The organism is Kitasatospora sp. NPDC092286, assembly GCF_044755565.1.
In the GTDB taxonomy this organism is placed as follows: Bacteria; Actinomycetota; Actinomycetes; order Streptomycetales; family Streptomycetaceae; genus Kitasatospora.
Genome location: NZ_JBIVRD010000023.1, coordinates 83,040 through 108,681 on the forward strand (window position 1 = coordinate 83,040; position 25,642 = coordinate 108,681).

The following is a 25,642-nucleotide window of genomic DNA, read 5'->3' on the forward strand; positions in this document are numbered from 1 at the left end:
TCAGAACCGGTCCGGGTGGAGCAGCGCCAGGAGCAGGTAGATCACGAGGGCGGTCGCGACGATGAGCCCGACGATGTTGTCCGCGGTCACAGCCGTTCCACCGCCTTGGCGATCAGAGCGAGGACGGCGAACACGAGAACCGTGACGCCGACGAAGGCCAGGTCGGTCATGAGGGCTCCACCGGGGCTGTCGGGACCGGGCGCCGAGCGGCTGTCCGATCGGTCCAGTCGATTGTCGGACGGCTGGGGTGACAATCCGTGGTTATCCGCGTCCGTCAGGGTGACGGCGGCCGGCGGGGCGGCGTGCCGGTGGTGCGGGAGCGGCGGGTCCGCGGACCGGGCGGTCCGTACCGCCGCCCGCGAACTCACCGCCGCCGCCCGCACGTTCCTCCGGTGAGCCGTCAGGACACCGGCGCCGGTGAACTCGTCGGCCCGGCCTTCGGCACCGACCGGCCTTCACGGCCCGACCGACCGGCCCGCACCGCCGAACCGACCGGCCTTCACCGCCGGCCAGAGCGCAGGAGAACCTCCGATGTCTTCCGAACCGCCGACGCCCGACACCACGCCGCGGAACCCCGACCGCCGACGCGACGACGACCGGGCACTGCCCCGCTGGCTGCCCAGGGCGATGATGCTCGCCCTGCTGCTCGCGGGGGCGTTCCAGCTCGCGAACTGGGCCTTCCATCAGCTCATCGACCTCCTGGTGATGCTGCTGATCTCCTTCTTCCTCTCCCTCGCCATGGAGCCGGCGGTCGACCGGATGGCCGCCCGCGGCATCCGGCGCGGCGTCGGCACGTTCCTCGTCTTCATCGCCCTCGCGGCGGCCATGGCCGGCTTCGTCACCGCACTGGGCACGCTGCTCGTCGACCAGGTGGCCCAACTGTCCGAGCGGCTGCCCGGCACCCTGCAGAACGGGATCGACTGGATCAACTCGAACTTCCACCAGAGCCTCTCGCTGGACGGCATCCGGAAGAAGTTCTTCGCCGACGGAGCGGTGGAGAAGTACGCGCAGCAACTGGCCGGGAACCTCTGGGGGGTGTCCAGCACGGTGATCGGAGGCCTGTTCCAGGCGTTCACCGTGGGCCTGTTCACGTTCTACTTCACCGCCGAGGGGCCGCGGGTTCGGCGGCTGGTGTGCTCGATGCTGCCGCCCGCCCGGCAGGCCGAGCTCCTGCGGGCCTGGGACATCGCCCTGACCAAGACCGGGGGCTACCTCTACTCCCGGGCCCTGCTGGCGGCCGTCTCGACCCTCGCGCACTGGGTCGCCTTCGAGATCGTCGGGCTGCCCTACGCCGCCGCCCTCGCGGTGTGGGCCGGGGTGGTGTCCCAGTTCGTCCCCACCGTCGGCACCTACATCGCCAACGCGCTGCCCATTCTGGTCGCGTTGACCGGCGAACCGTCCGACGCCCTCTGGGTCCTGGGCTTCGTCCTCGTCTACCAGCAGATCGAGAACTACCTCCTTCACCCCCGGATCACGGCACGGACCGTCGACATCCACGCCGCGATCGCCTTCGCCGCGGTCATCGTCGGCGCCGCCCTGCTCGGGGCCGTCGGCGCGCTCATCGCCATCCCCGCCGCGGCCACGCTCCAGGGTTTCCTCAGCACCTACATGCCCCGCTACGAGGTCGTCGGCGACCTCCGCTTCGACCGGCACCGCCGCCCCCGGCGCCACGGCATACGCGGGCTGCTCTCCAGCGTCGCGAGCCGGTGGCCGGGGCGCTGACGGGGCGCTGACGGGGCGTTGACGGCATGTGAGGGCGAATTTCCGTCTCCTTTTTACTTTCTGATGACTTCCTTATGGGACTAACCGCCTTGTTCCAGTGGTGTCAAGTGCGTTGGAATGCGAGGGCTGTCGGGACGCGCGTTCCAGAGGCATCCACGCGTCCGACCCGGATCCGCGTGCACTGGGCCACCGCAGCCTGACGTCGCATCAGACGAAAGGATGTCCATGATCGGCTGGCGGAAATCCCAGCTAGCAATCGCCGTCGCGGTCACCGCCGCGTCCATGCTCCTGGCCGGCGGGGCAGGCGCGAGCGCCGCCCCCGCGCCCGACCCCACGACCGCCCAGGCGGCCGCGGCGGGCGGAACCCCGGTACCGGTGATCGTGATTCTCAAGGACCAGATCGCCGACGCCCCGGCGGACGCCGGGCACCTGGGCGCGCGCAGGCAGAAGGCCGCGTCCGCCCAGGCGCCGCTGCTGGAGCGGGTCAGGGCCGGTGGCGGCACCGGGATCAAGAGTTTCGTGGTCGGAAACGCGTTCTCCGCCACGGTCGGCCCGGCACTGCGGGCGGCGCTCCAGGCCGACCCGGCGGTCGCCTCGGTGGTGGCGGACGGACAGGTCGCCGTCGCCCCGCCGATCGGCGGCAAGGACGCGGACCCCGCGACCGCCCCCGCCGCGAAGGCCCCGAAGTCCGCCGCGGCCGCCCCCGAGGCCGCCCGGGGAGACAAGGCCGGCAAGGGCGGCGCGGGCGGCGAGGAGAACGCGACCAACACGGTCTGCCCGTCCGACCCGGCCCATCCGCTGCTGGAGCCGGAGGCGTTGTACTCCACGCACACGGTCGCGACCGCCGGCTCGCCCGGCGCCCAGGACCTGGCCACCGGCAAGGGCGTGAAGGTGGCCTACATCGCGGACGGACTCGACCCGGACAACCCGGACTTCATCCGGGCCGACGGCTCGCACGCGGTCGTCGACTACCAGGACTTCTCGGGCGAGGGCACGGACGCGCCGACCGGCGGCGCGGAGGCCTTCGGCGACGCCTCGGCGATGATCGCGCAGGGCCGTCAGGTCTACGACGTCGCGCAGTTCGTCAACCCCTCGCACCCGCTGCCGGCCGGCTGCACCATCCGTGTCCGGGGCATCGCCCCCGACGCCTCGCTGGTGGCGCTGCGGGCCGGCGGCGAGATCATGTCGAACTCCTCGATCCTGCAGTCCATCGACTACGCGGTCTCGGTCGCCCACGTCGACGTGCTGAACGAGTCCTTCGGCGGCAACGTCACCCCCGACAGCGGTGCGCGCGACACCATCTCGCTCTTCAACGACCAGGCCGTCGCAGCCGGTGTGACCGTCGCCGTGTCCACCGGCGACGCCGGGATCAGCGGCACCGTCGGCACCCCGTCCACCGACCCGAACGTGATCGCGGTCGGCGCTTCCACCGACAACCAGAACTACCAGCAGACCGGTTACGCGGCGGCCCAGTTCTCCAACGGCACCTGGGACGACAACCGGATCTCCGCGCTGTCCTCGGGTGGCTTCACCCAGGCCGGCCGGACGCTGGACCTGGTCGCCCCCGGTGAGTCGGACTGGGCGCTCTGCTCGCCCGACCTGTCCAAGTACACCGACTGCGCCGGCTTCAGCGGCAACGGCTCCCCGATCCAGTCGTTCGGCGGGACCAGCCAGTCCGCGCCGTTGACCGCCGGTGCCGCGGCCGTGGTCATCCAGGCCTACCGCGACACCCACAAGGGCGCCTCGCCGGCTCCCGCACTGGTGAAGAAGCTCCTCACCGGCACCGCCCAGGACCTGGGCCTGCCGGCCGAGGAGCAGGGCGCGGGCCTGCTGAACGTCCGCGCGGCCGTGGAGGCCGCCCGGGGCTACCAGAACGGCTCCGGCGCCCAGGACGGCAACACCGTCGTGGTGACCTCCGGCCAGGTCGACATCGCCGGCACCCCGGGCTCGGCCCACACCGCCGACATCACGGTCACCAACACCGGCGCCACCCCGCAGACGGTCAGCGGCGCCACCCGCAGCTTCGCCCCGCTCTCCGACGCCCAGCAGAGCATCCAGCTGAGCTCCTCCTCCGACCAGACCTTCAAGTACGCCACCAACGGCGCCACCTGGGTCCAGCAGCAGGTCAGGTTCAGCGTTCCGGCCGGTGCCGACCGCCTCGCGGCGTCGATCGCCTGGCAGGGGGCGGCCAGTCCGGTCGGCAACGGCCCGGTGGTCCGGCTGACGCTGCTCGACCCGTCCGGCCGGTTCGAGACCAACACCCGCCCGCAGGGCGGTGCCACCGTGGCCGACTTCGGCCTGGTGGACGTCCCGCACCCGGTGGCCGGTGACTGGACCGCGATCCTGTACACCCCGGCCGGCAAGAGCGGCTACACCGGCCAGGTCCTGCTGGACACCGCCACCCAGCGCGCGGTGCCGGCGGGCGCCGTGAGCCCGCAGGTGGCCGAGCTGGCGCCGGGCGCCAGCAAGACCCTGCACGTCCGGCTCACCACCCCGCAGACCGGCGGCGACTCCAGCGAGTCGGTCACCGTCTCCAGCTCCAACGGCCGCACCACCAGCGTGCCGGTGGTGCTGCGCAGCCTGGTGGCGATCGGTCAGGGCACCGGCGGTTTCACCGGCACCATCACCGGCGGCAACGCCCGCAGCGCCTCGCCCACGCAGACCTTCGGCTACGCCTTCGACGTCCCGAAGGGCCAGCACGACCTGCGGGTCGGCGTGACGGTCGCCAAGGACCCGAACCTGCTCCTGCAGGGCGTCCTGGTCAGCCCGAACGGCACGCCGGTCGACGCCGAGGGCAACGCGGTCCTCGACGCGCGGGGCAACCTCACCGGCACCACCGCCGGGGTCTCCGCCACCACGGTCGACCCGGCCGCGGGCCGCTGGCGGTTCGTCCTGGTCGTGCTCGGCCCGGTCAGCGGTGCGCAGGTCAGCCAGGAGTTCACCGGCACGGTCGGCCTCAACCTCGACCGCGCCACCGCCGCCGGTCTGCCGAACGACCCGCGTACCAGGCTGGCGGCCGGCAAACCGGTGACGGTGGCGGTGGACTACACCAACAACACCGTCGCCACCCAGCAGGTCGCCGCGGACGCCCGGCTCGACGGCCGGGTCGACCTGCCGCTGGTGCCGCAGGGCAGCTCGGCGACGGTCGGCCTGCCGCTGACCACCGACGCGACCACCCCGTCCTTCCTGGTCCCGCCGGGCACCGACCGGCTGACCGCCGTGTCGGCCTCCTCCGTCCCGGCCCACCTGGAGATCAGCGCCGTCACCGGCTCGCCCGACCTGTTCGGTGATCTGAAGAAGGCCCAGAACGGCTCGACGATCTCGGCCGCGACCGCCGCCGGCAGCCCCGCGCAGCCGGTCGTCCCGGGCAGGTGGACCACCTTCGTGCAGCAGATCGGCCCGTTCGGCACCTCCGGCGCCCCGGCCGGTACGGCCACCGTCACCGCGAGCGCGCACACCCGGGCGTTCGACCCGGCGCTGACCTCCAGCACCGGCGACCCGTTCGCCGCCGCGGTCGACGCCGCGGCCCCCGCCGCCACCCCCGTGACCGTCCAGCCGGGCGCCACGGGCACGTTGCGGGTCACCCTCACCCCGACCGGCCCGAAGGGCGGTACCGTGCACGGCGTGCTGTACCTGGTCTCCGGACCGACCGGTCTGGCCACCGCCAACAACTCGCTCGGCACCACCGGTTCGGTGCTGGCGGCGATCCCGTACAGCTACACGGTGAACTGACACCACGCCACAACGGCCGAGGCCGCCCCGGCTGCCGGGGCGGCCTCTCGGCGGTCAGAAACGCGGCTCGTCGGGCCGCGGCGGCACGGCCTCGACCGGGTCGAGCGTGATCAGGCTCCGGGGGGCGACCTCGCGCAGCTCCGGCAGGAAGCCGCGGATCCGCTCCTCGCTGTCCACGATCACGACGGCGACCGGGAGGTCCTCGGTCAGGTCCAGGAGCCGGGAGGTGTGAATGAGCGAGCCCGCGCCGAACCCCTCGACGCCGTGGAAGACACTGGCCCCGGCGAGGCCGGCCCGGCGCGCGCGGTGCACGATCTCGGAGAACACCGGGTGGTGCCGGTACCGGTCCGACTCGCCGAGGTAGACCGTCGCCCGCAGGGCCGGTCCCGTCGGCAGCTCGCGCGGCGGCGGCGGGGGTTCGGCGTCCCGGTCGTCGTGGTGGCGGTGCAGGTGCGGGCTCATCGCCACCCTCCTCCGGCCGTCGGCGTACGGTGCGGCCGCGGCGGGCCCCGCCGTCCTCAGGTCCACGATACCGGCGCGCCGGTACCTCCGCCCTCCTCGCGGCGGCCCCGCCCGGTCGCGGACTGCGCCGACCGCACCGACCGCACCGACCGCCTCGGTCCGGCGGTGCGGAGCCCGCGATCGCGGCCGATCGCGGCCGATGGGGCCGGGGCGCGATGGGTGATCGCGGAGCGGAGCGGGGCGTCGTCCCTCTGGCGCCGTCCTCCTGGCGCGCCCGACGGCTGTGCCGGCGCGGTGCACTGACGTAGCATCAGAGACTTGTCCCCACCGGGAGGTTGTCATGCGTCGGATCGCCGTTGTCGGAGCGGGCCAGGCGGGTCTTCAGCTCGCGCTCGGGCTCGTGGCGGGCGGGTACGAGGTGACGCTGGTGGCCGCCCGGACCCCGGCGGAGCTGCGGTGCGGACCGGTGCTGTCGACGCAGGCGATGTTCGGCCCGGCGCTGCGGATCGAGCGTGCGGCCCGGCTGGACCTGTGGGCCGACGAGGCGCCGGCGGTCAGGTCGGTCGATTCGGTGCTCGTGACGCCCCCCGGGGTGCGGGCGCTGGAGTTCACCATGACGCTGGACGAGCCGGCCCAGTCGGTCGACCAGCGGATGAAGCTGGCGCGCTGGCTGGAACTGCTGGCCGCGCGCGGCGGCCGGGTGGAGTACCGCACGCTGGACCGCGCGGGCCTGCGGAAGCTCGCCGAGCGGCACGAGCTGACGGTCGTCGCGGCCGGCCGGGGCGAGCTCGCCGGGATCTTCGAACGGGACGGGGACCGCTCGCCGTTCGACGCGCCGCAGCGGGCGCTCTCGTGTCTCTATGTGCACGGGGTCGGCTCGCCCGACCCGGCGGCCGGGCCGAGGGCGCGGATGCACGCGCTCCCCGGGGCCGGCGAGCTGTACCTGCAGCCGGCCCTCACCCTCTCCGGGCCGTGCGCGATCCTGCTCTGGGAGGCGCTCCCCGGCGGCCCGCTGGACTGCTTCGCCGACCGCCCTTCCCCCGTCGCGCAGTTGGCCCGGATCCGCGAGCTGCTGCACACGTACCTGCCGTGGGAGGCGGAGCTGTGGGCCGCCGCCGAGCCGACCGACGCGGGAGCCGGCCTGTACGGGGCGGTGACCCCGACGGTCCGCCGGCCGGTGGCCCGGCTGGACGGCGGTGCCGGGGAGGTCCATGTGCTCGGCCTCGGCGACGCGCTGGTGGTGAACGACCCGATCACCGGCCAGGGCGCCAACAGCGCGGCGCGGGCCGCGGACGCCTATCTGCGGGCGATCACCGAGCACGGCGACGCCTCGTTCACCCCCGCCTGGATGCGCGACACCTTCGAACGGTTCTGGCGGCAACACGCGCGCCACACCGTCGACTTCACCGCCACGATGCTCACCGTGCCGGACCACCTCCAGGGCGTTTTCGCCGCCGCCGCACAGCACGACGACGTCGCCCGGCGCCTCGCCAACACCTACGCCGAGCCGAGCGACCACGCCGCCTGGCTCGCCGCGCCGGAGTCGACCGAGGCCTACCTGGCCTCGGTCGGCCGGTAGGGCACGCCCCGGGCCGGCGACCGGTCCTGCCCCGGCAGCGGTGTCAGCCGTACGGGACGACCGCGACCGGGCAGCGGACATGGTGGATCGCGGCGTGCGCCACCGAGCCGAGGCGCGTGCCGATCGGCGCCCGGCGGGCGCGGCGGCCGACCACGGCGAGGCCGGCCGCCGCGGTGGCCTCGACCAGCGCGACGGAGGCGTTCCCGCGGACCAGGTCCGCGGTCACGGCCACCCGCGGGTGACGGGCCCGCCACGGCGCCAGGACGTCTGTGAGCTGCTGCTTCTCGACGGCGGACAGCTCCTCGTACACGCTCCCGATCGCGGCGAACGCCATGTACGCGCTGCCGGTCGGCGGGTCCCAGGCGTGGACGGCCCGGAGCGGGGCCGAGCGCAGCTCGGCGGCCTCGAAGGCGAAGGCGAGGACCTCGTCGAAGGGGCGCCGCAGGTCCAGCCCGACCACGACCTCGTGGTTCCCGGCGTCCGTCGCGGAGTCTTCCTCGGCCGCCCGGACCAGTACCACCGGGCACGGCGCCCGCCGCAGCACCTCCTGGCTCACCGAACCGACCAGGAAGCCGCGCAGGGCGCCCAGCCCACGTGAGCCGAGGACGAGCATGGCCGCCCGCCGGCCTGCCGCCTCCAGCGCGTCGGCCGGGTCATGGGGGACGTGGGCGGAGGTCACCTCCACCCCGGTGAGCAGGGCCCGCAGCCTCGCCTCCTCGGCGGCCAGCTGCTGCCGGCTCCAGGTGACGGCGTCGGATGTGCCGAGCACATCGGTCTTCGGCCACGGCCAGGCCTGGAGCAGTTCGAGCGGCAGGGCGCGGAGCAGCGCCTCACGGCCGGCCCAGCCGGCCGCGGCGACGCTCTCCGGCGAGCCGTCGAAGCCCGCGACGATCGGTGTGGTCATGCTGCCCTCCGGTACCGGGGCGGTCGGTGGTGCGGCGCCCGGGCTCCGGGCACCGCGGCCAGTATCGACCGGTGTCCGGCCTCGTGCCCGCCGAGCGGCCCCGGGTCAGTGCGGGGAGGCGGGCACCGTGACGATCGGGCAGTGGGCGCGGTGCAGCAGGCCGTGCGGGACGGACCCGAGCCGCATGCCGGTGAAGCCGCCGCGCCCCCGGCGGCCCACGACGACGGCGAGGGCGTGTTCGGACGCGAGGGCGAGCCCCTCGACGGGGTGGTCCCGGAGGACCTCGTGGGTGAGCGTCACCTCGGGGTGGCGGTCGCGCCGGCCGGCCGTGCTCTCGTACAGCAGGCGCCGGAGCGTCTGCTCGACCTCCTGCTCGTCGGAGCGGCCGAACAGGCGGATCTGCCAGACCCAGAGGGCGCGCAGCGCGGCCCGGCGGCTCGCGGCGAGACCGAAGGCGAAGTCGAGGGCGGCCGCCGACGCCGGGCTGCCGTCCACACCGACCACCACGTACGGCGGCTCCTGGGTGACGTGCTCGGGTTCGCGGACGACCACCACCGGGCAGTGGGCCTGGGCGCTCACCGGGACGGTCACCGAGTAGGTGCTCAGCATCTCCTCCAGCCGGTTCAGCCGGCGTGAACCGAGGACCACGAGGCCGGCGTGCGCGGACTCCCGGCACAGCACCAGGGCGGGCACGTCCTCGGCGACGGCGGTGGTCACCGGCAGTCCCGGGTGCCGTTCGCGGGCGACGCCGGCGGCCCGGTCCAGGGCCTCGTCGCCGCGCTCGCGCAGCGCTTTGTGGTACCGGCCCTCGTCGAACGCGCGCAGCTCGTGGACCGGCGTCGGAATCGCGTGGACCAGCCGCAGCGGCAGCCCGCGGCGGTCGGCCTCGTCGGCGGCCCAGGCGGTGGTCATCGCACCCGTGGTGACGGCATCGACGCCCAGCACGACCGGCCGGCGCTCGCTGGCGGATGTCATGGCTCCTCCATGGGGCAGGGCGGGGTGGGACACCGGGCTCCGGCCCTGTTTCCACGCTAAGGACGCGGCGCGCCCGATGCCAGGGCTCGGGCCGGCCGGCTGCGGAGCCGGGTCCCGGCCCCACTGGCCCCCGTGGCGGCCACCGGCCGCAGGGGGAACGCTGGGGGAGAGGGCCGGCCAGGCCCGGACGGGCGGCAGGACACGTACGACGTCCGCACCGGCACCCTCACGGTCGCGCTCGTCCGGGCGTGGCGACAGGCACAGGTACCGGCGAGCCGAGGAGCCACCGTGGACCACGACCCCGACCTCGAGGACGCCCGGCGGGCGGACCCCGCCGCCGTCGCCCGGCGGATCACCGAGCGCCGCGATCTGCTCGGCCTGAGCGAGCAGATGCTGGCGTCCCGGGCGGCGATGTCGCCGCGCTATCTCCAGTACCTGCTGGAGGCCGGGCCGGCCTTCGACCCGGCCGGCCTCGCGCGGATCGCCGCCGTGCTGCGGACGACGTACCGGGAGCTGCTGGAGGGCCGTGCCGACGCGCCGCCGGGGCAGCGTGAGGCAGGCGCGCGCCCGCTGCTCTTCCACCTGACCGCGTCCGAGTGCTGGGAGCGGATCGGTACCCACGGCATCGGCCGGATCGGCCTTCCGGTCCAGCCCGCCCCGGCGGTCTTCCCGGTCAACTACGCGGTGGACGCCAGGACGATCGTCTACCGGACGGCCGCCTTGGGCCCGACGGACCCGGCCGACGGTTCGTCCGTCTCGTTCCAGGTCGACCGCATCGACGAGCAGCTGAGCCAGGGCTGGAGCGTGCTCCTCCTCGGCCGGGTCGAGCACGTCGACGACCCCGCGGAGGCCGACCGCCTGCGGGGACTGCCCGGAACCGCCCCGTGGGCCGGTGGCGTTCGCGCGGTCTGGGTGCGGATCCGGCCGGACGAGATCACCGGCCGTCGGATCGGCGGCGGGTGAGCCCATGGCCCGGCGGGGCGATCCGGACCGTGCCGTCCCCGGCGTTCCGCACCCGGCTCCGTGCCTCACCCGGGTGCGGGGGAGCGGGGCGGTTCGGTCGGGATCCGGTGGACGAAGAAGAGCGCGACCAGCCCGCTGAGGGCGAGGACGGCGAGGGCGGCGCGCAGTCCCTCGATCCGCGCGGCGGCGTTCGCGTCGAGCGCGGCCCGGGCCGCCGCGGACTCCGCGCCGGCCTGCTCGAGGGCGGCCGTCAGCTGTGCGTCGGACAGGAACGGCACGCCGGCCGAGAGCTCCACCCCGGCCCGGTTCCTGACCTCGTCCGGGATCGCCGGGCTCTGCTCGATGGTGGTGAGGAACGACGTGGTCAGGACGGCGATGAGAATCGACCCGGCGAGCGCGGTGCCGATCGACGCGCCGAGGTTGGTGACGGTGTTCTGCACGCCGCCGACCTCGGCGCTCCGCTCGTCCGGCACCGCGGACACGGTGACCGCGCCGAGCTGGGAGGCGAGCGCCCCCATGCCGAGCCCGATCAGCAGCAGCGGGACGGTGACCACCTCCGCGCCCGTGCCCGCGTCGAGACCGGCCATCAGGACGACCGCGCCCAGGACCATCGAGACGATCCCCAGCCGTACCACCCGCCGTGGTGAGACGTCCGGGAGCAGCCGGGGGATCGCGAGCGCGGCGACCAGCAGGGTGAGGGAGAGCGGCAGGATGCGCACCCCGGTGGCGAGCGCGGAGAGCCCGAGCGCGACGGACAGGTACAGCGGCACGACGAAGAAGACGCCCATCTGCACCAGGAACTGGAAGAAGAAGACGACCAGGCCGCCGGTGAGCTGACGGTTCGTCAGTAGTGCCGGGTCCACCAGCGGTTCCTCGCCCTGCTCCGCGAGGCGGGCCTCCCAGCGGAAGAACAGCCAGATCAGGAGCACCCCCGCGAGCATCAGCCAGACCACCGGCGAGAGGCCGAACCAGGCGGCGGTGTCGGACTTGGGCCGGAACCAGCCCCAGGTGGCCGAGCGGAGCACACCGAGGACGAAGAGCCCGATGCCCAGCGCGGAGAGGACGGCGCCCAGCAGGTCGATCCGCGGGCGGGTGCCGGGCGGCGCGTCGGCGACCCGTCGGGCCAGCAGCAGGATGCCCAGCACCAGCACGGTCTCGGCGGCGAACACCCAGCGCCAGGAGAAGAAGGTCGTCGCGGCGCCGCCGATGAGCGGGCCGAGGGCGATCGCCACCGCGCCCGCGGCCGTGACCAGGCCGTAGGCCGCCGGGCGCCGCTCCGCAGGGAAGTTCCCGGCGACCAGCGCGACGATCGCGGGCAGGATCAGGGCGGCCCCGACCCCTTCGAGCAGCGACCAGCCGAGCAGCAGCACGGTCAGGTTCGGGGAGAGCGCCGTGGTCAGGGAGCCGCAGCCGTAGACGACGCAGCCGATCATGAACGCGCGCCTGCGACCGATGAGGGCGCCTACCTTGCCGCCGGAGACCATGAGCATCGCCATGACGAGCGTGTAGGCCGTGATGGCTCCTTGCAGGCCGCTCACCGTGGTGCCCACGTCGTTGGCCACGGTCGCGATCGAGACGTTCATGACGGAGCTGTCGAGCGCCATCAGGAACTGTCCGGTCGCCAGCGTCAGGAGTACGAGTGTCGCGGCCGCGGCCTGCCGGGAGGTGCCTTCACTGCCTGCCATGGGCGTAGCGTTCCACGGCCTCGCCCGGCGGCTCCCCGACCCGCCGGAGGGGTCAGCCGGTCGGCGGGGGCGGGCGCCCGGAGGCACCCTCATCCGGACCGGCACCGAGCCCTACCGCTTCCAGGCCACCCAGGTGAACTGCCTCGGCAGCCGCACCAGCCACCACGCCCTTCAACAACTGCACGACGGCGCGGACTGGCGCGTCCTGGCGACCGCTCTGATCCGGCTGGCGGACCATCTCGATGCCCATCGACTACCACCGTCGCCGCGTGCTCGACTACACAGGCCTCCTGCCCGAGGAGTTGTGGGAGCAGGTGAGTCGCCGCAGCGGTATCCACCCGGGCCACAACCTCCGCCGGAAGCTGGCCCGCGCCGTCCTGTTCGAACGAATCAGCGGGATGCCCGCCGATCTCGCAGCCCCCGACTTGGCCGTGTCCACCCCCTCCGAGCGTTCCATGCCGGCCAGCTTCATCACGGACCTCACGCCCGATCTCGCGACGAGCTGGAGCAGGCGGCTCAGAAGTTCCTACGAGCACGGGATCGTGGAGCCCATCACTTGGCAGCCTCCCCTGGAACTCCTGGTCGGCCTCAAACTACCGGGAGACGACCCGGACGCTGTGGAAACGGAACGCCTCCACGAGCTGATCCGCAACCCGGACAGCAGCACAGGACGTGTGGCCCGAGCCCTCGGAACGAGCATCGAGACCGTCCGGCACGTGCTCACCGAGCGCCCGGCGTCTTCGGCACCGAGGGCCCCCTCGCAGGCCCGTGCCAACGGCGACCTACGCCGCAAAGCCCGCAGCATCCTTCCCAAGGCCGAATTCGCTGGGCTCTACTACGACCAGCAGCTTTCCCTGCTGAAGATTGCCAACAAACACAACCTCAGCCGCAGAGCTGTCTCCGACCTCGCCCGCGAGTACAGCATCGTCACGCGCCGTCGCGGTGGACCTGCCCCGATGCCGATCGATCGCGCCTGGCTTTACGAGCCGTACGTGACCAATAGGCGCACCCTGGACCAGATCGCCGAGGAGCTCGGGATGAGCGGCTCGAACCTTCTCTACAGAGCGCACAATCTGGATATCCCGATGAGGCCCGGAGACGGCGCCAGCCATGCCAGCACACTCGCTGTCCAGGCCAAAGCCACGGCAGCACCACTCATCTTGCAGAAGGTCATGACCGGCTACGGAGCCCCGGAAAGGCTGCGGCGCTTCGCTGTCATGACCAGCCACCGATCCATGGCAGGCGTAGCCCGAGAAATTGGGGCACGCTCCTCCACCCTGTTCGCGCAACTCAACAGGATCGAACGAGAGATTGGGGGTAACCTCTTCCACCGTCCAAGGCGTCCGTTGGTACTCACTCCACTCGGCGAGCGCCTCCTTGCAGCGATCCGATGCGGCCTCCAGCTTCGCGCCTCGATGATCTCCTGCCGACCGCTGGCTGATCACAACATCACACAGACCCTAGGGCGGTTGGGCCAGCTGCTGGCCCTAACCTGCGAACTCAGAGCTGATGTTGTTCCACATGAAGGCGTCCTTCCAAGCCGGATCTCCGCAAGCCCACCCGATCACTGCGGCGACCACTTTTTCTTGGGAGATCGTCCGGGTCTGGTAGTGCTCGGCGGCACTGCTGTCCCGGTAATCCAGTTGGTATGTGTTGTCGTCACGAAGCCGCACCTGGACATACCAGTTGGCGTCGGACTCCTCCGAGACACGCTCGACGATCAGGAACGAGTTTCCGCGTCGGAGATTGGCCACCATGGTGCTCATCGCAGGCTTCGAGGGCTTCTTGACCCGCAGCCCAGCCTCATTCATCGCTATCAGCATGCGCTGATCATTCCGTGCAGTCCTGACAACGGCGTCAGCCCCGTTGACCGGGCCTTCGTCGTCGATCACATCGAGGTCCCTGAACTTGGCCGTGCGGGCAGGGCTTGTCACCACGATCTCCTGGGCTTCTCGCAGAGATACCTCGTCGAAGCCGAGCAGCTCGCGCGTGACGATGGTGGCTTCGAGGACACCGGATCCCCGCTCACACAGGCGCTCTTGGACCAAGTCCATCCCGCTGTCACCGCCCAGCAGCGGGAGGCACTCCTTGACCAGAGCAGACAGGTGAGCGGCCCGGGAAGGGGTGAGGCCATGGATGTACTCGAACATGTCGATCTCGTCTTCACCAACCAGCCGATGGGGTCTGTACTCGCTGCACCATGATCTCGACGCCTCACTCCCCAGCCAGCTCGCGGAGGATCTGGCTGTAGTGGCGACGCCGTTCGGTCAGCGCTTGGGCGACCTCGTCGTCATTGGTCTCATTCATCTGCCCGAGATGCCCCAGTAGGTTGTCCCGTTGCGGGTGCTTCGAGCTGCTGACGTACTCGACAGTGCGGGCCACGCCGGCGCTGAGCAGCAGACGGTGCGGCAGTCCGCACCAGGTGTCGAAACTCCTGCAGACGGCGTTCCACAGGAGCCAGATATCCTCGGTCTGGCGCTCCTCGGCGACCACCAGAGCTGCGAGCTCGATGCTGTGGCTGAAGCCCCAGGAATGCCGGTGGCGCTCGGTCTCCTGGACCAGCAGGTACCTGGCGAAGTCCCCGATGCCAGGTTCGGGCGTGAGGATCAGGGCTTCGAGGACCTGTTGTCGGTCCTCCCAGCGGACGTCGACGGGCAGACCGTCATCATCGTGTCGTCCGTCGAACTCCAGAAGCTCCCACCGTTCTGGGTCCTCGCACCACCAGGCCACGTCGGGTATCGCGGGACGGCTCACCGGTGGTGCTTCCGTTCAACTGAGGGAGTACTGGTTCGAAGGGTCCGGGCCAAAGCAGAGGTTTCCACCTGACACGGGCCCATGGGGTGCAACCGCCACAGTCTCGCACCCGCCCTGAGGAATCCGCCATCGGATTCGGGCGGACTCGCCCCGTCATAGATCTGGACTCACTCACGTATCCCAGGTCAGCGCGCTGCCACACGCCAGGTGTGGCCGGAACCTACAACCCTGTTCCGGTCTCGGATGGCGAGGTGATGTCGGATTCTCACTGCGTCGTGCCCTGAGGGGCTGTCCTTGGACGGTGAAGCCAGTCGCCCTTGACCGATCTCGTTCAATCGAGTCGTTCACTCAGCGAACCCAGTCGTTCAGCCTTCCGTCTCGGTGAACCTGGTCGTACGGGCAGACGTCGGGTCGACACCGGTCAGGGCACAGCTGGCCGTCCAGAGGTGCGCCGCGGTCGTGGTGTCGGCCAGGTGGTTCCAGAGGGGTTCGCTCCTGGGCCTGCCGCGCAGCCCGAACACCCGGGGGCCCCACATCTGGCGGCCGCGCACGTCTGGGTCGAGCACGGCGCGTACGGTGGGCCAAGCGCCGGCTTCCTTGCCCTGGACGAGAAGGCCGAGCGGCAGGCCGAGCAGCCGCTCGCCGGTGGTCCGGACCTGAACCGGCGGCCGCGAGGGGGTGAGGGAGTCGAGCGCGCCGCCGGGGTGGGCGACCACGCTCAGCGTCGTGCTGCCGGCGGCGTCCAGGCGGCGGTCGAGCTCGAAGGCGAAGAACATCTGGGCCAGCTTCGACCGCGCATAGGCGCGCTTGGGCTGGTAGTCGTGCGTGCTCTGGAGATCGTCGAGGTCCAGGCGTTCGGACTTGGCCGCGAAGCTGCCCGTGGTGACGATCCGACTCGCTGGGGCTGCCATGAGCAGGGGGGCCAGCCAGTGGGTGAGTGCGAAGTGACCCAGGTGGTTGGTCGCGAACATCAGCTCGTGGCCGTCCTTGGTCTCACGGCGCGGCGGCTGGTCGAGCGCCACGCCGGCGTTGTAGACGACCGCGTCGAGGCGGTCCAGTTCGAGCGCGTCCACGGACGTCCTGAGCGATGCGAGGTCGGCCAGGTCCAGAGGCAGATGCCGCACCTGGGCGCCGGGGACACGTGAACTGATCGAAGCGATCGCGGCTTTGGCCTTCGTCTCGGCCCGGCTGCCGAGGACGACCGTGGCCCCGGTGCCGGCGAGCTGCTCGGCGACGAAGTACCCGATGCCCGCGTTGCCGCCGGTGACCAGGAAATTCCTGCCCTCGGCGCGAGGCAGCCGGTGAACGTCCCACACTGGGGCCTTGGGTACGGAGGGCATGGCGGGCTCCCGGAGCTTGGAGTGATCTGGAGGCGGGCGGAGCCGCACCTTCACCACCGGTCCCACCCAGCCCCTACGGTCCCGGTGGCAACTCACATCCCACCGACAGGTCGCTGTCGCCACTGACAGCCGACCGGCATCGCGTGGGCCCGTCATCCGTCGCAGCCGATCTCCGTACCCGACACATGTGTGTCTCATCCGACCGAGTCGGCACAGGTCAGCGGGATCCCCGGCGACTGAATTCCTTGCGAACGGTCAGCCCTGTCATCCAATCGAGGCGGTTGACACCGAACCTGGGCGTCCACACCCTCACGCCGCCCCGACCGGCCGGTACCAGCGGTGGCCGGTACCGTCGCGATCGGGGCGGTTGTGCATCTGCCGGCCACCGCCATCGAGGAGGGCCAGGGCCTGCCCTTGATGAGCGGCTGGCCGGTACCGCCTACCGTCTACTGCCCCGGCGGTGGAGCCGGCCCGTGGCTAGCGCAGATGCCGAGCGAAGAACCCGGCGGCGCCCTCCCCTGCGAACTGCGGGACGCCCGTGTGCCCGCCCATATTGGCGTGCAGGGACTTCTCCTTGGAGCCGAAGGCGTCGAACAGGTCCAGCGCCGCCTGCCGGTCGTTGCCTTCGTCGTCCCACTGCAGCAGGACGTGCAGCGGAATGGTGACCTGGCGGGCCTCCTCGAACATGGCGCGAGGCACGAAACTCCCGGCGAAGAAGCCGGCGGCCACGATGCGCGGCTCGACCACCGCAAGGCGAACGCCGATGGAGATCACTCCCCCCGAGTACCCGACCGGGCCGCCGATCTCGGGCAGCGACAGGAGGGCGTCCAGGGCGGCCTGCCATTCCGGGACCGACTTTTCGACCAGCGGGAGGACGAGGGCGTCGATGATCTCGCCGCTGACCGGCTCGCCGGCCTCCATGGCCCGGCGCAGGTCGGCGCGGGCCTGCTCGGCGGCGGGCCAACGGGGCCGGTCACCACTCCCCGGGAGCTCGATGGTGGCCGTGGCGAAGCCATCCGCCGCGGCGTGCCGGGCCCGCGCCACCAGTCGGGGGTACATCTTGCGCAGCCCGAGGGGAGGGTGGCCGAGCAGGATCAGCGGCGCCGGTGCGGATGCGGATCCGGGCGTCCACAGGATGCCGGGGATCTCACCGAGGGTGAATTCGCGCTCGAGGACGCCGTCATCGAGGCGCTGCTCAGAAATGAAATGCACGGTCGTGCCTTTCGGGAGTGCACTGGAACGGCGCTCCCGGACGACGACCTATCGCCCGACCGTGACCCCGGAGGAGAGCACCCATGTCGATACGGTCACGGGTACCACCTCCTTGTTCTCTCGCACGGCCTCCGGCAAAGCTAGCAATGGTCACCGAGGTTCGCCAAACGGGTTCTTGCGGAGGCTCCGTGACCGGATGCCGGAGACTGCCCGCCCTCGGCGGCACCCTGACGCTCGGATTCGACCCTGACACCTGGCAGCCGACGCCCGGGCAGGCCGCCGACTGCCAGGAGAGCCTGGAACAGGGCTTCGGGCCCGGCCCCGATCCGCAGGTCCACCTTGCGCGGCTGCTCAGGCCTCTCATCAGCGGTCAGGCGGTGTTCCGGGCCCGGTTGACACCACCCCCGGGTCGTCCGATCGGCAGGGGCAACAGTCATGCCGGGCCCGGAGGCCAGGAGCCCCGTTCCAGGACCACCACGAAGGAGGTGCCGGCGTGGCGGTGCCGGACGGCGTCCCCGGGGGTGGGCGCGGAGGGGCTACGCGGTCGCGGTCCGGTACTGGTCGACGTTCTGCCAGGTGACCGGCAGGGACGCCAGGCACCGGTCGAAGACCTCGGCCTGGCGCAGGTAGGCGGCACGGTCGGGACCGGGGCGCACGCAGAGGTCGTCCGCGTCGCCCACCGACCACGGCTGGAGCCCGTGGGAGAGCGCGGCAGGCAGCAGGGAGGCCACTCCCCGTGCCCCCAGCTCGCTGGTGAGCTGGCGTCGGACGGGGCGGCCCAGCACGTCGGCGAAGATCTGCGCCCAGACCTCGGAGCGGGCGCCTCCGCCCGCGATCCGCCAGGGGCGGTCGGCCACGTCCGCCCCGCTGGCCACGAGCCGGTCGAGCTGTACGCGGTGGTACTGGGCGACGCCCTCGATGACCGCGCGGGTCAGGTGGCCGCGCCGGTGCACACCGGAGATGCCCAGGAAGGTCCCGGACGCGGCGGGATGCTCGGGCGCGCCGTTCACGAAGGGCAGGAACAGCAGGCCGTCCGCGCCCGGCCGGACCCCGGCCGCCTCTCGCAGCAGTTCCGTCGGCGGCACCCGGTCGGCCCGGTCGTGCGGCACCGCGGCGGCGGCCAGCCACTCCAGGTTGGCGGCCGAGGTCGGGGCCACCTCCATCGCGAGCATCCGGCCGGGGTCCGGCAGCAGGGCACTGAGGGTGACCTTGGGCGCCGGGGTCCGGGCCGGCACCACCGCGCCGTTGATCGCCCAGGTGCCCACGATGACCGTGACGTCGCCCAGTTCGTGGCCTCCCGTGCCCAGGGTGGCCGCCACGCAGTCCATGGCGCCCGCGATGACCGGCAGCCCCTCGGCCAGGCCCGTGCGGGCCGCTGCCCGCGCGGTCAGCCCGGCGACCACCTCACCGGAGGGCCGCAGCGCGGGGAAGCGGTCCAGGTCCGCGGCCGGCAGGCCGACCAGGTCCAGCGCGGTGGTGGTGTACCGGCGGGTGTCCAGGACGACCATGCCGAAGGCGCTGGCGTCGCTGTAGTCGGCGCTGGCGACCCCGGTGAGCTGGGAGGTCACCCAGTCCTTGCAGGACAGCGCCCATCGGGTGGCCCGGTAGGCCTGTGGCTCGTGGTCGCGCAGCCACCGCAGCAGCACCGCGGGCTGGGCCGCCCACGGGATGGAACCGGTCTCCGCGGCGAGCCGGGCGGCCGCCTCGGGGGAGATCGCGTCCACGATCCGCTGCGCCCGGGTGTCGGAGGAGGCGATGGCGGGGCCCACCGGCCGCAGCTCGGCGTCGACCGGGTAGAGGCCGTTGCCGTGCGCCGCGACGCCGAGGCCGGCCGGGGTCCAGCCGTCGGCCGTCAGCTTCGCGTTCAGCTCGGCCAGCAGCGACAGCACCGTGTCGGCCAGCAGGACCATGTCCACGTCGTGGCGGTGCGCGGTGACGCAGGTGCGCGGTGTCCGGGCGGTGACGACGTACAGCTCACGGCCCTGTGCGTCGAAGGCGGCGGCCTTCGTCGCGGTCAGCCCGACGTCGACACCGATGTAGCAGGTGGTCACTGTGGTCTCCTGTCGCCGGTCGCGGCGGTCGCCGGGGTCTTCAGGCCCCGGGGACGGAAGCGCCGCAGCTCCGTGTCGTAGGCCGCGATCTCCGCGGCGATCCGTTCGTCGTCCCAGCCCAGGTACCGCGCGGCGATCCCGGCGCAGCGGGCGGCCGCGGCTCGGCCCATGTCGCCGCCCAGGCCGACGAGGGTACGCCGCAGCATGATGTCCCCCAGGGTGACGGCTCCCTCGTCGACGACCGCGACGGCCACCTCGGCGGCGATCGCCCCCGATTCCTCGTCGACGACCTCCAGCAGCCCGGGGTCGGCCTCGGCGAGCGCCAGCACCCGCCGGGCCCGTACGCCGTAGACGTCGAGCAGCCGGCGTCGCTGGGCCGGGGTGAGTACCGGGGAGCTGAGGAAGTCCTCGCGGAACGCCTCCCACTGCGCGGTGTCCGCGCCGGGGAACGGGCGGGTGCGGGTGGTGCAGCGCCGTGGGGCGCGTCCCATGACCTTGAGCGCCTTGTCGGTGACGTCCTCGGCGAGCGCGCGGTGGGTGGTGAGTTTGCCTCCGATGACGGTGAGCAGGCCGGGGTGGGCCGGGGCGTGGTCCAGTACCGTGTGGCCGCGGCTGATCTTGGCGTTGTCGGTGACGTCGGCGGCGTAGGGCAGGGGGCGGATGCCGGACACGCTGTAGAGCACGTCGTCGGGGGTGAGCCCGGCGCCGGGGAAGATCCGGTTGGTCTCGTCGAGCAGGTAGTCGATCTCCGCCTCGCTGGCCACGACCTCGTCCAGGTCGCCCTCGTAGGTGAGGTCGGTGCTGCCCAGCATGTAGCGGCCTTCCCAGGGAAGGACGAAGATCGGCCGCTGGTCGGCTGCGGCTTCGAAGAAGATGCAGGTCTTCGGGGCCCCCGGGAAGGGGTCCACGATGACATGGCTGCCCTTGGTGCCGCCGTTGAGCCGCTTGGAGGCGATCTGCCCTTCGAGGACGTGGTCGATCCACGGGCCGGCGGCGTTCACGGTGAGGCGGGCCCGGATCTCCTGTTCCTCGCCGGTCCGGTTGTCGCGGGTCCGCAGGCCGGTCACGCGCGCGCCGTCCCGGATGAGCCCGGTGACGGTGGTGTAGGTCAGGACCCGGGCGCCGAGGTGGCGGGCGTCCAGGAACAGTTCGACGCAGAGCCGCTCCGCCCACGGGACCTGCGCGTCGTGGAAGAGCGCCGCACCCCGCAGGCCCTTTCTGGACAGGTGCGGCCAGCGCTGGGCCACCCGGTGGTTGGTCACGGTGCGGCTGAGGCCGCGCCCCCGGCGCGCCGCCAGGGCGTCGAACACGGCGAGGCCGAGCCGGATCAGGATCCCGGGCCTGCTGTTGCCGGCGTAGAAGGGGATGAGCATGGGGTAGTCGCGGACCAGGTGCGGGGCGCTGCGGAACAGCAGGTGGCGTTCCCGGATGGACTCGTGGACCAGGGTGAAGTCGTAGCGTTCGAGGTACTTCAGGCCGCCGTGGATGAGCCGGCTGGACGTGCTGGTGGTGCCGGAGCCGACATCGGCGCGGTCGACCACGACGACGCGCAGGCCGCGGGCCGCAGCGTCGCGGGCGATGGCCAGCCCGTTGATCCCGGCTCCGACGACGGCGAGGTCGACGATGTCCTCGCCGTTGGAGGGATGGTGCGACATGGGAGCTCCCGGAGGTGAGGGGTGCCGGTCCCGGTGGTTCGCACCGGGACCGGCACCCGTGCAGGGTCAGGCGGAGGCGGAGCCGGCGGACTGTTCCCGGAACAGCTCGTACGCCTCTTCGGGCTTGACCTCGTCGTGCACGACGGCCCGGACGGCCGCGAGCATGGCGGCCGGGTGCTCGCTCTGGAAGATGTTGCGGCCCATGTCCACACCGGCCGCGCCCTCCTGGACGGAGCGGTAGGCCATGGTCAGGGCGTCCAGCTCGGGCAGCTTCTTGCCGCCCGCCACGATGATCGGCACCGGGCAGGCCGCGGTGACCGTCTCGAAGCCCTGCTCCACGTAGTAGGTCTTGACGACGTGCGCGCCCATCTCGGCGCTGATCCGGGTGGCCAGCCGGAAGTAGCGGGCGTCGCGGACCATGTCCTTGCCGACCGCGGTGACGCCGAGGACGGCGATGCCGTGCCGCTGACCGGCGTCCACCAGGGCGGCCAGGTTGCGCACCGAGCGCGACTCGTGCTCGGCGCCGATGAAGACCTGGGTGGCCACGGCGGCGGCGTTCAGCCGGACCGCGTCCTCCATGTCCAGGGCGATGTGCTCGTCCGAGAGGTCACGCAGCACGCTCGGGCCGCCGCTGGCGCGCAGCACGATCCCTGCCTCACTGTGCGAGGGGATGCTGGTGCGCAGCGCACCCCGGGTCATCATGATCGCGTCCGCGTCGGGGACGAGCGGGGCGATGTTGGTGTCCAGGCGTTCCAGGCCGGCCATCGGGCCGAGGAAGTAGCCGTGGTCGAACGCGAGCATCACCGTGCGGCCGGTGTCCCGGCGGAAGATCCGGGAGAGCCGGTTCTGCAGGCCCCAGTCCTGGGCGTGGGCGCCCTTGACGTGGAAGGTGCCCGCGGCGGCCTGGGCCCCGCCGAAGTCGCGGGCCTCGATCAAGGCGTCGGTGTCAGCCATGGGTGTGTACTCCTGTACGTGTCTGGGTTGTCGGGGGTCAGTTGTCGGAGGTCAGTTGTCGGGGTTGGTCGGGGTGGCGGACGCGCCCGGGACGGGTGGTCGGTGCCCGGTGCGGCGAAGGGGGGTGCGGCCGGTGCGGCCTCCCCCGCCCGCCAGGAAGAGGACGAAGAGGACGAGGGAGCCCTTGAGCAGGTTCTGCGCGGCGGTGCTCCAGCCGACCAGGTTGACCAGGCCGTCCAGCAGGATGAAGAACAGTGCGCCGCCCCAGATGCCGACCGGCACCGCCCGGCCGCCGGAGATGAGCGTCCCGCCGATGACCACGACCGCGATCGAGTCCAGCAGGTAGCGGGTCCCCAGGTCGGGGGCGGGCGCGATGTAGGTGGCCAGCAGGGCTCCAGCGAGCCCGGCCAGCGCGCCGCTGGCCAGGTAGGTCGCGGCGAGCACCCGGGTGACGGGGATACCGGCCCGCTCGGCGGCGCGGGCGCTCTGGCCGATCGCGGTCAGCGACCGGCCGTACGTGGTTCCGCGCAGCAGCAGCACGATCAGCACGGTCAGCACCGCGACGGCGACGGCCGTCAGCGGCACGCCCGCCGGGCGCAGGTTGAGCAGCCGGCGCAGCCCTGAGTCGGGTACCGCGGTGAAGCCTTCGGCCATGACCAGCGTGCAGGACGAGGCCATCAGGCCGGTGGCCAGGGTGGCGATGATCGGCGGCATCGAGAGGCCGAGGATCGCCGTCGCACTGACGGTGGCCACCGCGAGGCCCGCCGCGATCCCGGCGAGGATGCCGAGCGTCACCGAGCCGGTGGTGGAGGCGGCCGCGACGGAGACGAACCCGGCCAGCGAGATGACCGGCCCCACCGACACGTCGATGTTGCCCGGCCCGGCGGTGACCACGAGCATCTGACCGACGCCGACGAGGACGAGGTACGGCGCCAGCGACAGCGCGAGGGAGACCGTCTGGCCGCCGCCCTGGCCGGAGACCGCCAGGATGACCAGCCAGACCAGCAGGGCCGCGAGGAATCCCCAGATCCAGGGGCGGGTGAAGAGCGCACGGAGGTTCATCGCAGCACCCTCCCGATCACGGCCCGGCCGGCGAGGACGGCCAGCACGATGCCGCCCTGGACGGCCGACTGCATGTTGGACGGCACGTTGAGCAGGCTGAGCGTGACGCTGACCAGGCCGAGGGTGACGCCACCGATGGCCACGCCCCACGGCACGGCGCTCCCACCGCGGAAGCTTCCGCCGCCGAGGATCACCGCGGCCACGGTGACCAGGGTGTAGCTGGAGGCCGACGAGACATCGCCGCCGCCGGTCTGCGAGGCCAGCAGCAGCCCGGACAGCACCCCGAGGACGCCCGCCACGGCGTAGACGGCCACCCGGGAGGTCAGCGGGCTCAGCCCGGCGCGCTCCAGCGCGGTGGTGTTGCTGCCCAGGGCGCGGATGCGCACGCCCACCGAGCTGCGCCCGGTCAGCAGGTACGTCAGCGCGGCGACCGCGATGATCGGCAGCAGCGGTGCGGGGAACCCGCTCGGCTGCCAGGCGCCGAACCGCGCCAGCCACTCGGGGGTGGTCCCGCCCGGGGTGGGCAGCAGGAACAGCCCCAGGCCCAGCCAGATGAACGAGGCGCCGAGCGTGGCGATCAGCGAGGGCACCCGGCGCAGGTGGATGAGCGCGCCCAGCACGGCGTACCCGGCCACCAGCGCCAGCAGCATCAGCGCTCCGACCAGGGGAGAGGTGACCAGCCGGGTGGCGGCGACGACGGTGACCAGGCCGACGAAGGAGCCGATCCCGAGGTCGATGTCGCCGACCGACATCAGCATCATCTGGGCCTGGGCCGCGAAGACCAGGGGCACGGTCGCGGACAGCACCAGCGTGAGCCCCGGGACGGTCAGCACCCCGGACTGGAGGGAGGCGCAGACCCCGATCATGGCGGCCAGGGCGATGGCGCTGACCGCGGCCGGTGCGGCTCTGTGCAGCCCGGCTCTGGTCGGCAGGGCCGACGTGAGGACATCAGTCATGGCGGTGTGCTCCGGCTGGGCTCCCGGCCGCCTGAGGGGCGGCCGTCGGGTGGGGGGCGGGCGGCGGCTCGGGCGCCGGGTGGGGGGCGGACTCGTCGAAGGAGACGGCGATGATCCGTTCTTCGGATATCTCGGCCCCGGCCAGTTCGGCGACGACCCGGCCGGCCCGGAAGACGTAGACCCGGTCGCAGTGCGCCATCTCGGCGTTCTCGCTGGAGTACCAGACGACGCTGCGCCCCTGGGCCGCCTCGGTTCGGATCAGGCTGTACAGGTCGGTCTTGGTGTGCACGTCGACGCCCCGGAAGGGGTCGTCCAGCAGCACCAGGTCGGCCGAGGAGGCGAAGGCGCGGGCGACGATCACCTTCTGCTGGTTGCCGCCGCTCAGCGCGGTCATCGCGGCGTCGGCGCCGCCCCGGATCGACAGCTTCCCGACCCAGTCCTGGACGACGGCGCGTTCCTCGGCGGTCCGGCGGAGCCCGTACCGGGCGAGGGAGCGCATGCCCGAGACGATGAGGTTGTCCGCGACGGTCCACAGCGGCAGGACGCCGGAGCGCTGCCGGTCGCCCGGGACGAACGCCCGGGTGCCGTGCACCTTGGTGTCGCGGCGTACCGGGTGCCAGAGGCGTTCGAGTACCTGCTGCTGGCCCTGCCCGGCCAGCCCGGCCAGGCCCACCACTTCGCCCTTGGCGACGCGCAGGCTGACGCCGTGCAGGCCGGGTCCGGTGGCGTCGCGCAGTTGGGCCACCACGGGGCCGTCGGCCGCGGGCGCCGCCCCGGTGGCCGGGCCCGCCCCCCGGGCCGCGCCGCGGGGTGCCACGTCGGCGCCCATGAGGGCCAGCACGTCGTCCTCGCGGAGTCCGGCCGCCGGGCGGTCCTCGGCGACGGCGCCGTCGCGCAGCACCGCGACCCGGTCGGCCACCGACAGCACCTCGCGGATGCGGTGCGAGATGAGCAGGACGGCGGTGCCGCGGGCGGTGAGGGTGCGGACGTACGCGTACAGCGACTGCGCGGCGTCCGGGCCGAGCGACTCGGTCGGCTCGTCGAGGATCAGCAGGTTCAGCGGATGGGCCAGGCCGGCCCGCGTGATCTCGACCATCTGCCGCTGGGCGAGCGTGAGGTCCTCGACCCGGTCGCGGGGTGACACGCCGTGGCCGGGGAACATCTCGTCCAGCCGCTGCCGCACCGCCTCGGCGGCGGCCCGCCGCGGGCGGGTCCGGGGCAGGCAGTGGCGCGAGGAGAGCCAGATGTTCTCCGCCACGGTGAGGTCGGGGCAGAGCGAGGTCTCCTGGTACGCCATCCGGACGGTGCGGAAGTCCTGTTCGCGGGGCCGGGTTCCGCCGGGGACCTGTCGGTCCAGGACGGTGACCGTGCCCTGGTCGCAGCCCTCCAGACCGGCGAGAACCCGCATGAGGGTGCTCTTGCCGGCGCCGTTGTGGCCGACCAGGCCGAGCACCTCGCCGGCGTGGACCGCGAGGTCCACCCCGTTGAGCGCGCGGGTGGGACCGTAGCTCTTGGTGACGCCGCGTGCGGCGACCACGGTCACGGCGCGGGGGTCCTGGTTCTTCCCCGGCGGGACGGCGGATGGTCCCGCCGGCAGCTTGTCGACGTGCATGCCTCGCTCCTGGTGTGGTCGTCC

Annotated in this window: 21 protein-coding genes; 5 read left to right on the top strand and 16 right to left on the bottom strand. The window is 72.6% G+C overall.

Going from position 1 to position 25,642, the window contains the following annotated elements:
• Together kdpF and ACIQIB_RS23285 are read right to left on the bottom strand one after the other, a co-directional pair.
• A complete protein-coding gene (kdpF, locus tag ACIQIB_RS23280; RefSeq protein ID WP_363608383.1) occupies nt 1-90 on the bottom strand; it encodes a K(+)-transporting ATPase subunit F in 90 nt (29 codons plus the stop codon).
• Nucleotides 87-254 carry a hypothetical protein gene (locus ACIQIB_RS23285; protein ID WP_363608385.1) on the bottom strand — a complete coding sequence of 56 codons (168 nt, stop codon included), beginning with the start codon at nt 252-254 and terminating at the stop codon, nt 87-89. Before ACIQIB_RS23285 ends, kdpF begins: the two co-directional genes overlap by 4 nt.
• Before the next feature lie 277 nt (nt 255-531).
• Between ACIQIB_RS23285 and ACIQIB_RS23290 the strand changes: the two genes are divergently transcribed.
• Both ACIQIB_RS23290 and ACIQIB_RS23295 read left to right on the top strand, forming a co-directional pair.
• The gene (locus tag ACIQIB_RS23290) at nt 532-1,722 is read left to right on the top strand and encodes an AI-2E family transporter (protein ID WP_363608387.1); all 1,191 of its coding nucleotides are present in this window, start codon (nt 532-534) and stop codon (nt 1,720-1,722) included.
• A 225-nt stretch (nt 1,723-1,947) separates the two neighbouring features.
• Nucleotides 1,948-5,454: a S8 family serine peptidase gene (locus tag ACIQIB_RS23295; RefSeq protein WP_363608389.1), complete on the top strand. Its 3,507-nt coding sequence runs from the start codon at nt 1,948-1,950 to the stop codon at nt 5,452-5,454.
• 54 nt (nt 5,455-5,508) lie between these two features.
• On the opposite strand, the gene ACIQIB_RS23300 is transcribed toward ACIQIB_RS23295, so the two are convergent.
• On the bottom strand, nt 5,509-5,916 hold the full coding sequence (locus ACIQIB_RS23300; protein WP_363608391.1) for a DUF190 domain-containing protein: 408 nt from the start codon (nt 5,914-5,916) through the stop codon (nt 5,509-5,511).
• Between the two features lie 340 nt (nt 5,917-6,256).
• Between ACIQIB_RS23300 and ACIQIB_RS23305 the strand changes: the two genes are divergently transcribed.
• A complete protein-coding gene (locus ACIQIB_RS23305) occupies nt 6,257-7,495 on the top strand; it encodes a styrene monooxygenase/indole monooxygenase family protein (protein ID WP_363608393.1) in 1,239 nt (412 codons plus the stop codon).
• 43 nt (nt 7,496-7,538) lie between these two features.
• Here ACIQIB_RS23305 and ACIQIB_RS23310 read toward each other — a convergent pair whose 3' ends face one another.
• Entirely contained in the window at nt 7,539-8,399 is an 861-nt protein-coding gene (locus tag ACIQIB_RS23310; protein WP_400760251.1) for a universal stress protein, read from the bottom strand.
• Nucleotides 8,400-8,504: 105 nt separating this feature from the next.
• Nucleotides 8,505-9,374, bottom strand: a complete 870-nt coding sequence (locus ACIQIB_RS23315) for a universal stress protein (RefSeq protein ID WP_363608397.1) — start codon at nt 9,372-9,374, stop codon at nt 8,505-8,507.
• 288 nt (nt 9,375-9,662) lie between these two features.
• Between ACIQIB_RS23315 and ACIQIB_RS23320 the strand changes: the two genes are divergently transcribed.
• Entirely contained in the window at nt 9,663-10,337 is a 675-nt protein-coding gene (locus ACIQIB_RS23320) for a helix-turn-helix domain-containing protein (RefSeq protein WP_400760253.1), read from the top strand.
• Between the two features lie 65 nt (nt 10,338-10,402).
• Here the strand turns inward: ACIQIB_RS23320 and ACIQIB_RS23325 are convergent, their stop codons facing one another.
• Complete coding sequence (locus ACIQIB_RS23325; protein WP_400760255.1) at nt 10,403-12,022, bottom strand: MFS transporter; 1,620 nt, start codon at nt 12,020-12,022, stop codon at nt 10,403-10,405.
• A gap of 52 nt (nt 12,023-12,074) precedes the next feature.
• Nucleotides 12,075-12,272 carry a hypothetical protein gene (locus ACIQIB_RS23330; RefSeq protein WP_400760257.1) on the bottom strand — a complete coding sequence of 66 codons (198 nt, stop codon included), beginning with the start codon at nt 12,270-12,272 and terminating at the stop codon, nt 12,075-12,077.
• Between ACIQIB_RS23330 and ACIQIB_RS23335 the strand changes: the two genes are divergently transcribed.
• Nucleotides 12,265-14,226, top strand: a complete 1,962-nt coding sequence (locus ACIQIB_RS23335; RefSeq protein WP_400760260.1) for a LysR family transcriptional regulator — start codon at nt 12,265-12,267, stop codon at nt 14,224-14,226. The two genes, ACIQIB_RS23330 and ACIQIB_RS23335, sit on opposite strands and share 8 nt — an antisense overlap.
• A gap of 10 nt (nt 14,227-14,236) precedes the next feature.
• Here the strand turns inward: ACIQIB_RS23335 and ACIQIB_RS23340 are convergent, their stop codons facing one another.
• The 9 genes from ACIQIB_RS23340 to ACIQIB_RS23380 form a co-directional block, all read right to left on the bottom strand.
• The gene (locus ACIQIB_RS23340) at nt 14,237-14,776 is read right to left on the bottom strand and encodes a hypothetical protein (RefSeq protein WP_400760262.1); all 540 of its coding nucleotides are present in this window, start codon (nt 14,774-14,776) and stop codon (nt 14,237-14,239) included.
• 365 nt (nt 14,777-15,141) lie between these two features.
• Nucleotides 15,142-16,116, bottom strand: a complete 975-nt coding sequence (locus tag ACIQIB_RS23345) for an SDR family NAD(P)-dependent oxidoreductase (RefSeq protein WP_363608405.1) — start codon at nt 16,114-16,116, stop codon at nt 15,142-15,144.
• Nucleotides 16,117-16,593: 477 nt separating this feature from the next.
• Nucleotides 16,594-17,328 carry an alpha/beta hydrolase gene (locus tag ACIQIB_RS23350; RefSeq protein WP_363608407.1) on the bottom strand — a complete coding sequence of 245 codons (735 nt, stop codon included), beginning with the start codon at nt 17,326-17,328 and terminating at the stop codon, nt 16,594-16,596.
• A 536-nt stretch (nt 17,329-17,864) separates the two neighbouring features.
• Nucleotides 17,865-19,379 (bottom strand): FGGY-family carbohydrate kinase, encoded by a 1,515-nt coding sequence (locus ACIQIB_RS23355; RefSeq protein ID WP_400760265.1) that lies wholly within the window; start codon nt 19,377-19,379, stop codon nt 17,865-17,867.
• Nucleotides 19,376-21,034 (bottom strand): glycerol-3-phosphate dehydrogenase/oxidase, encoded by a 1,659-nt coding sequence (locus ACIQIB_RS23360; RefSeq protein WP_400760267.1) that lies wholly within the window; start codon nt 21,032-21,034, stop codon nt 19,376-19,378. The genes ACIQIB_RS23355 and ACIQIB_RS23360 overlap by 4 nt, the downstream gene beginning before the upstream one ends.
• 66 nt (nt 21,035-21,100) lie before the next feature.
• On the bottom strand, nt 21,101-21,988 hold the full coding sequence (gene lsrF, locus ACIQIB_RS23365; RefSeq protein ID WP_363608413.1) for a 3-hydroxy-5-phosphonooxypentane-2,4-dione thiolase: 888 nt from the start codon (nt 21,986-21,988) through the stop codon (nt 21,101-21,103).
• A gap of 51 nt (nt 21,989-22,039) precedes the next feature.
• A complete protein-coding gene (locus ACIQIB_RS23370) occupies nt 22,040-23,050 on the bottom strand; it encodes an ABC transporter permease (RefSeq protein ID WP_363608415.1) in 1,011 nt (336 codons plus the stop codon).
• Nucleotides 23,047-24,006 (bottom strand): ABC transporter permease, encoded by a 960-nt coding sequence (locus ACIQIB_RS23375; RefSeq protein ID WP_363608417.1) that lies wholly within the window; start codon nt 24,004-24,006, stop codon nt 23,047-23,049. The genes ACIQIB_RS23370 and ACIQIB_RS23375 overlap by 4 nt, the downstream gene beginning before the upstream one ends.
• Nucleotides 23,999-25,618 (bottom strand): sugar ABC transporter ATP-binding protein, encoded by a 1,620-nt coding sequence (locus ACIQIB_RS23380; RefSeq protein ID WP_400760268.1) that lies wholly within the window; start codon nt 25,616-25,618, stop codon nt 23,999-24,001. Before ACIQIB_RS23380 ends, ACIQIB_RS23375 begins: the two co-directional genes overlap by 8 nt.
• Nucleotides 25,619-25,642: the final 24 nt, after the last annotated feature.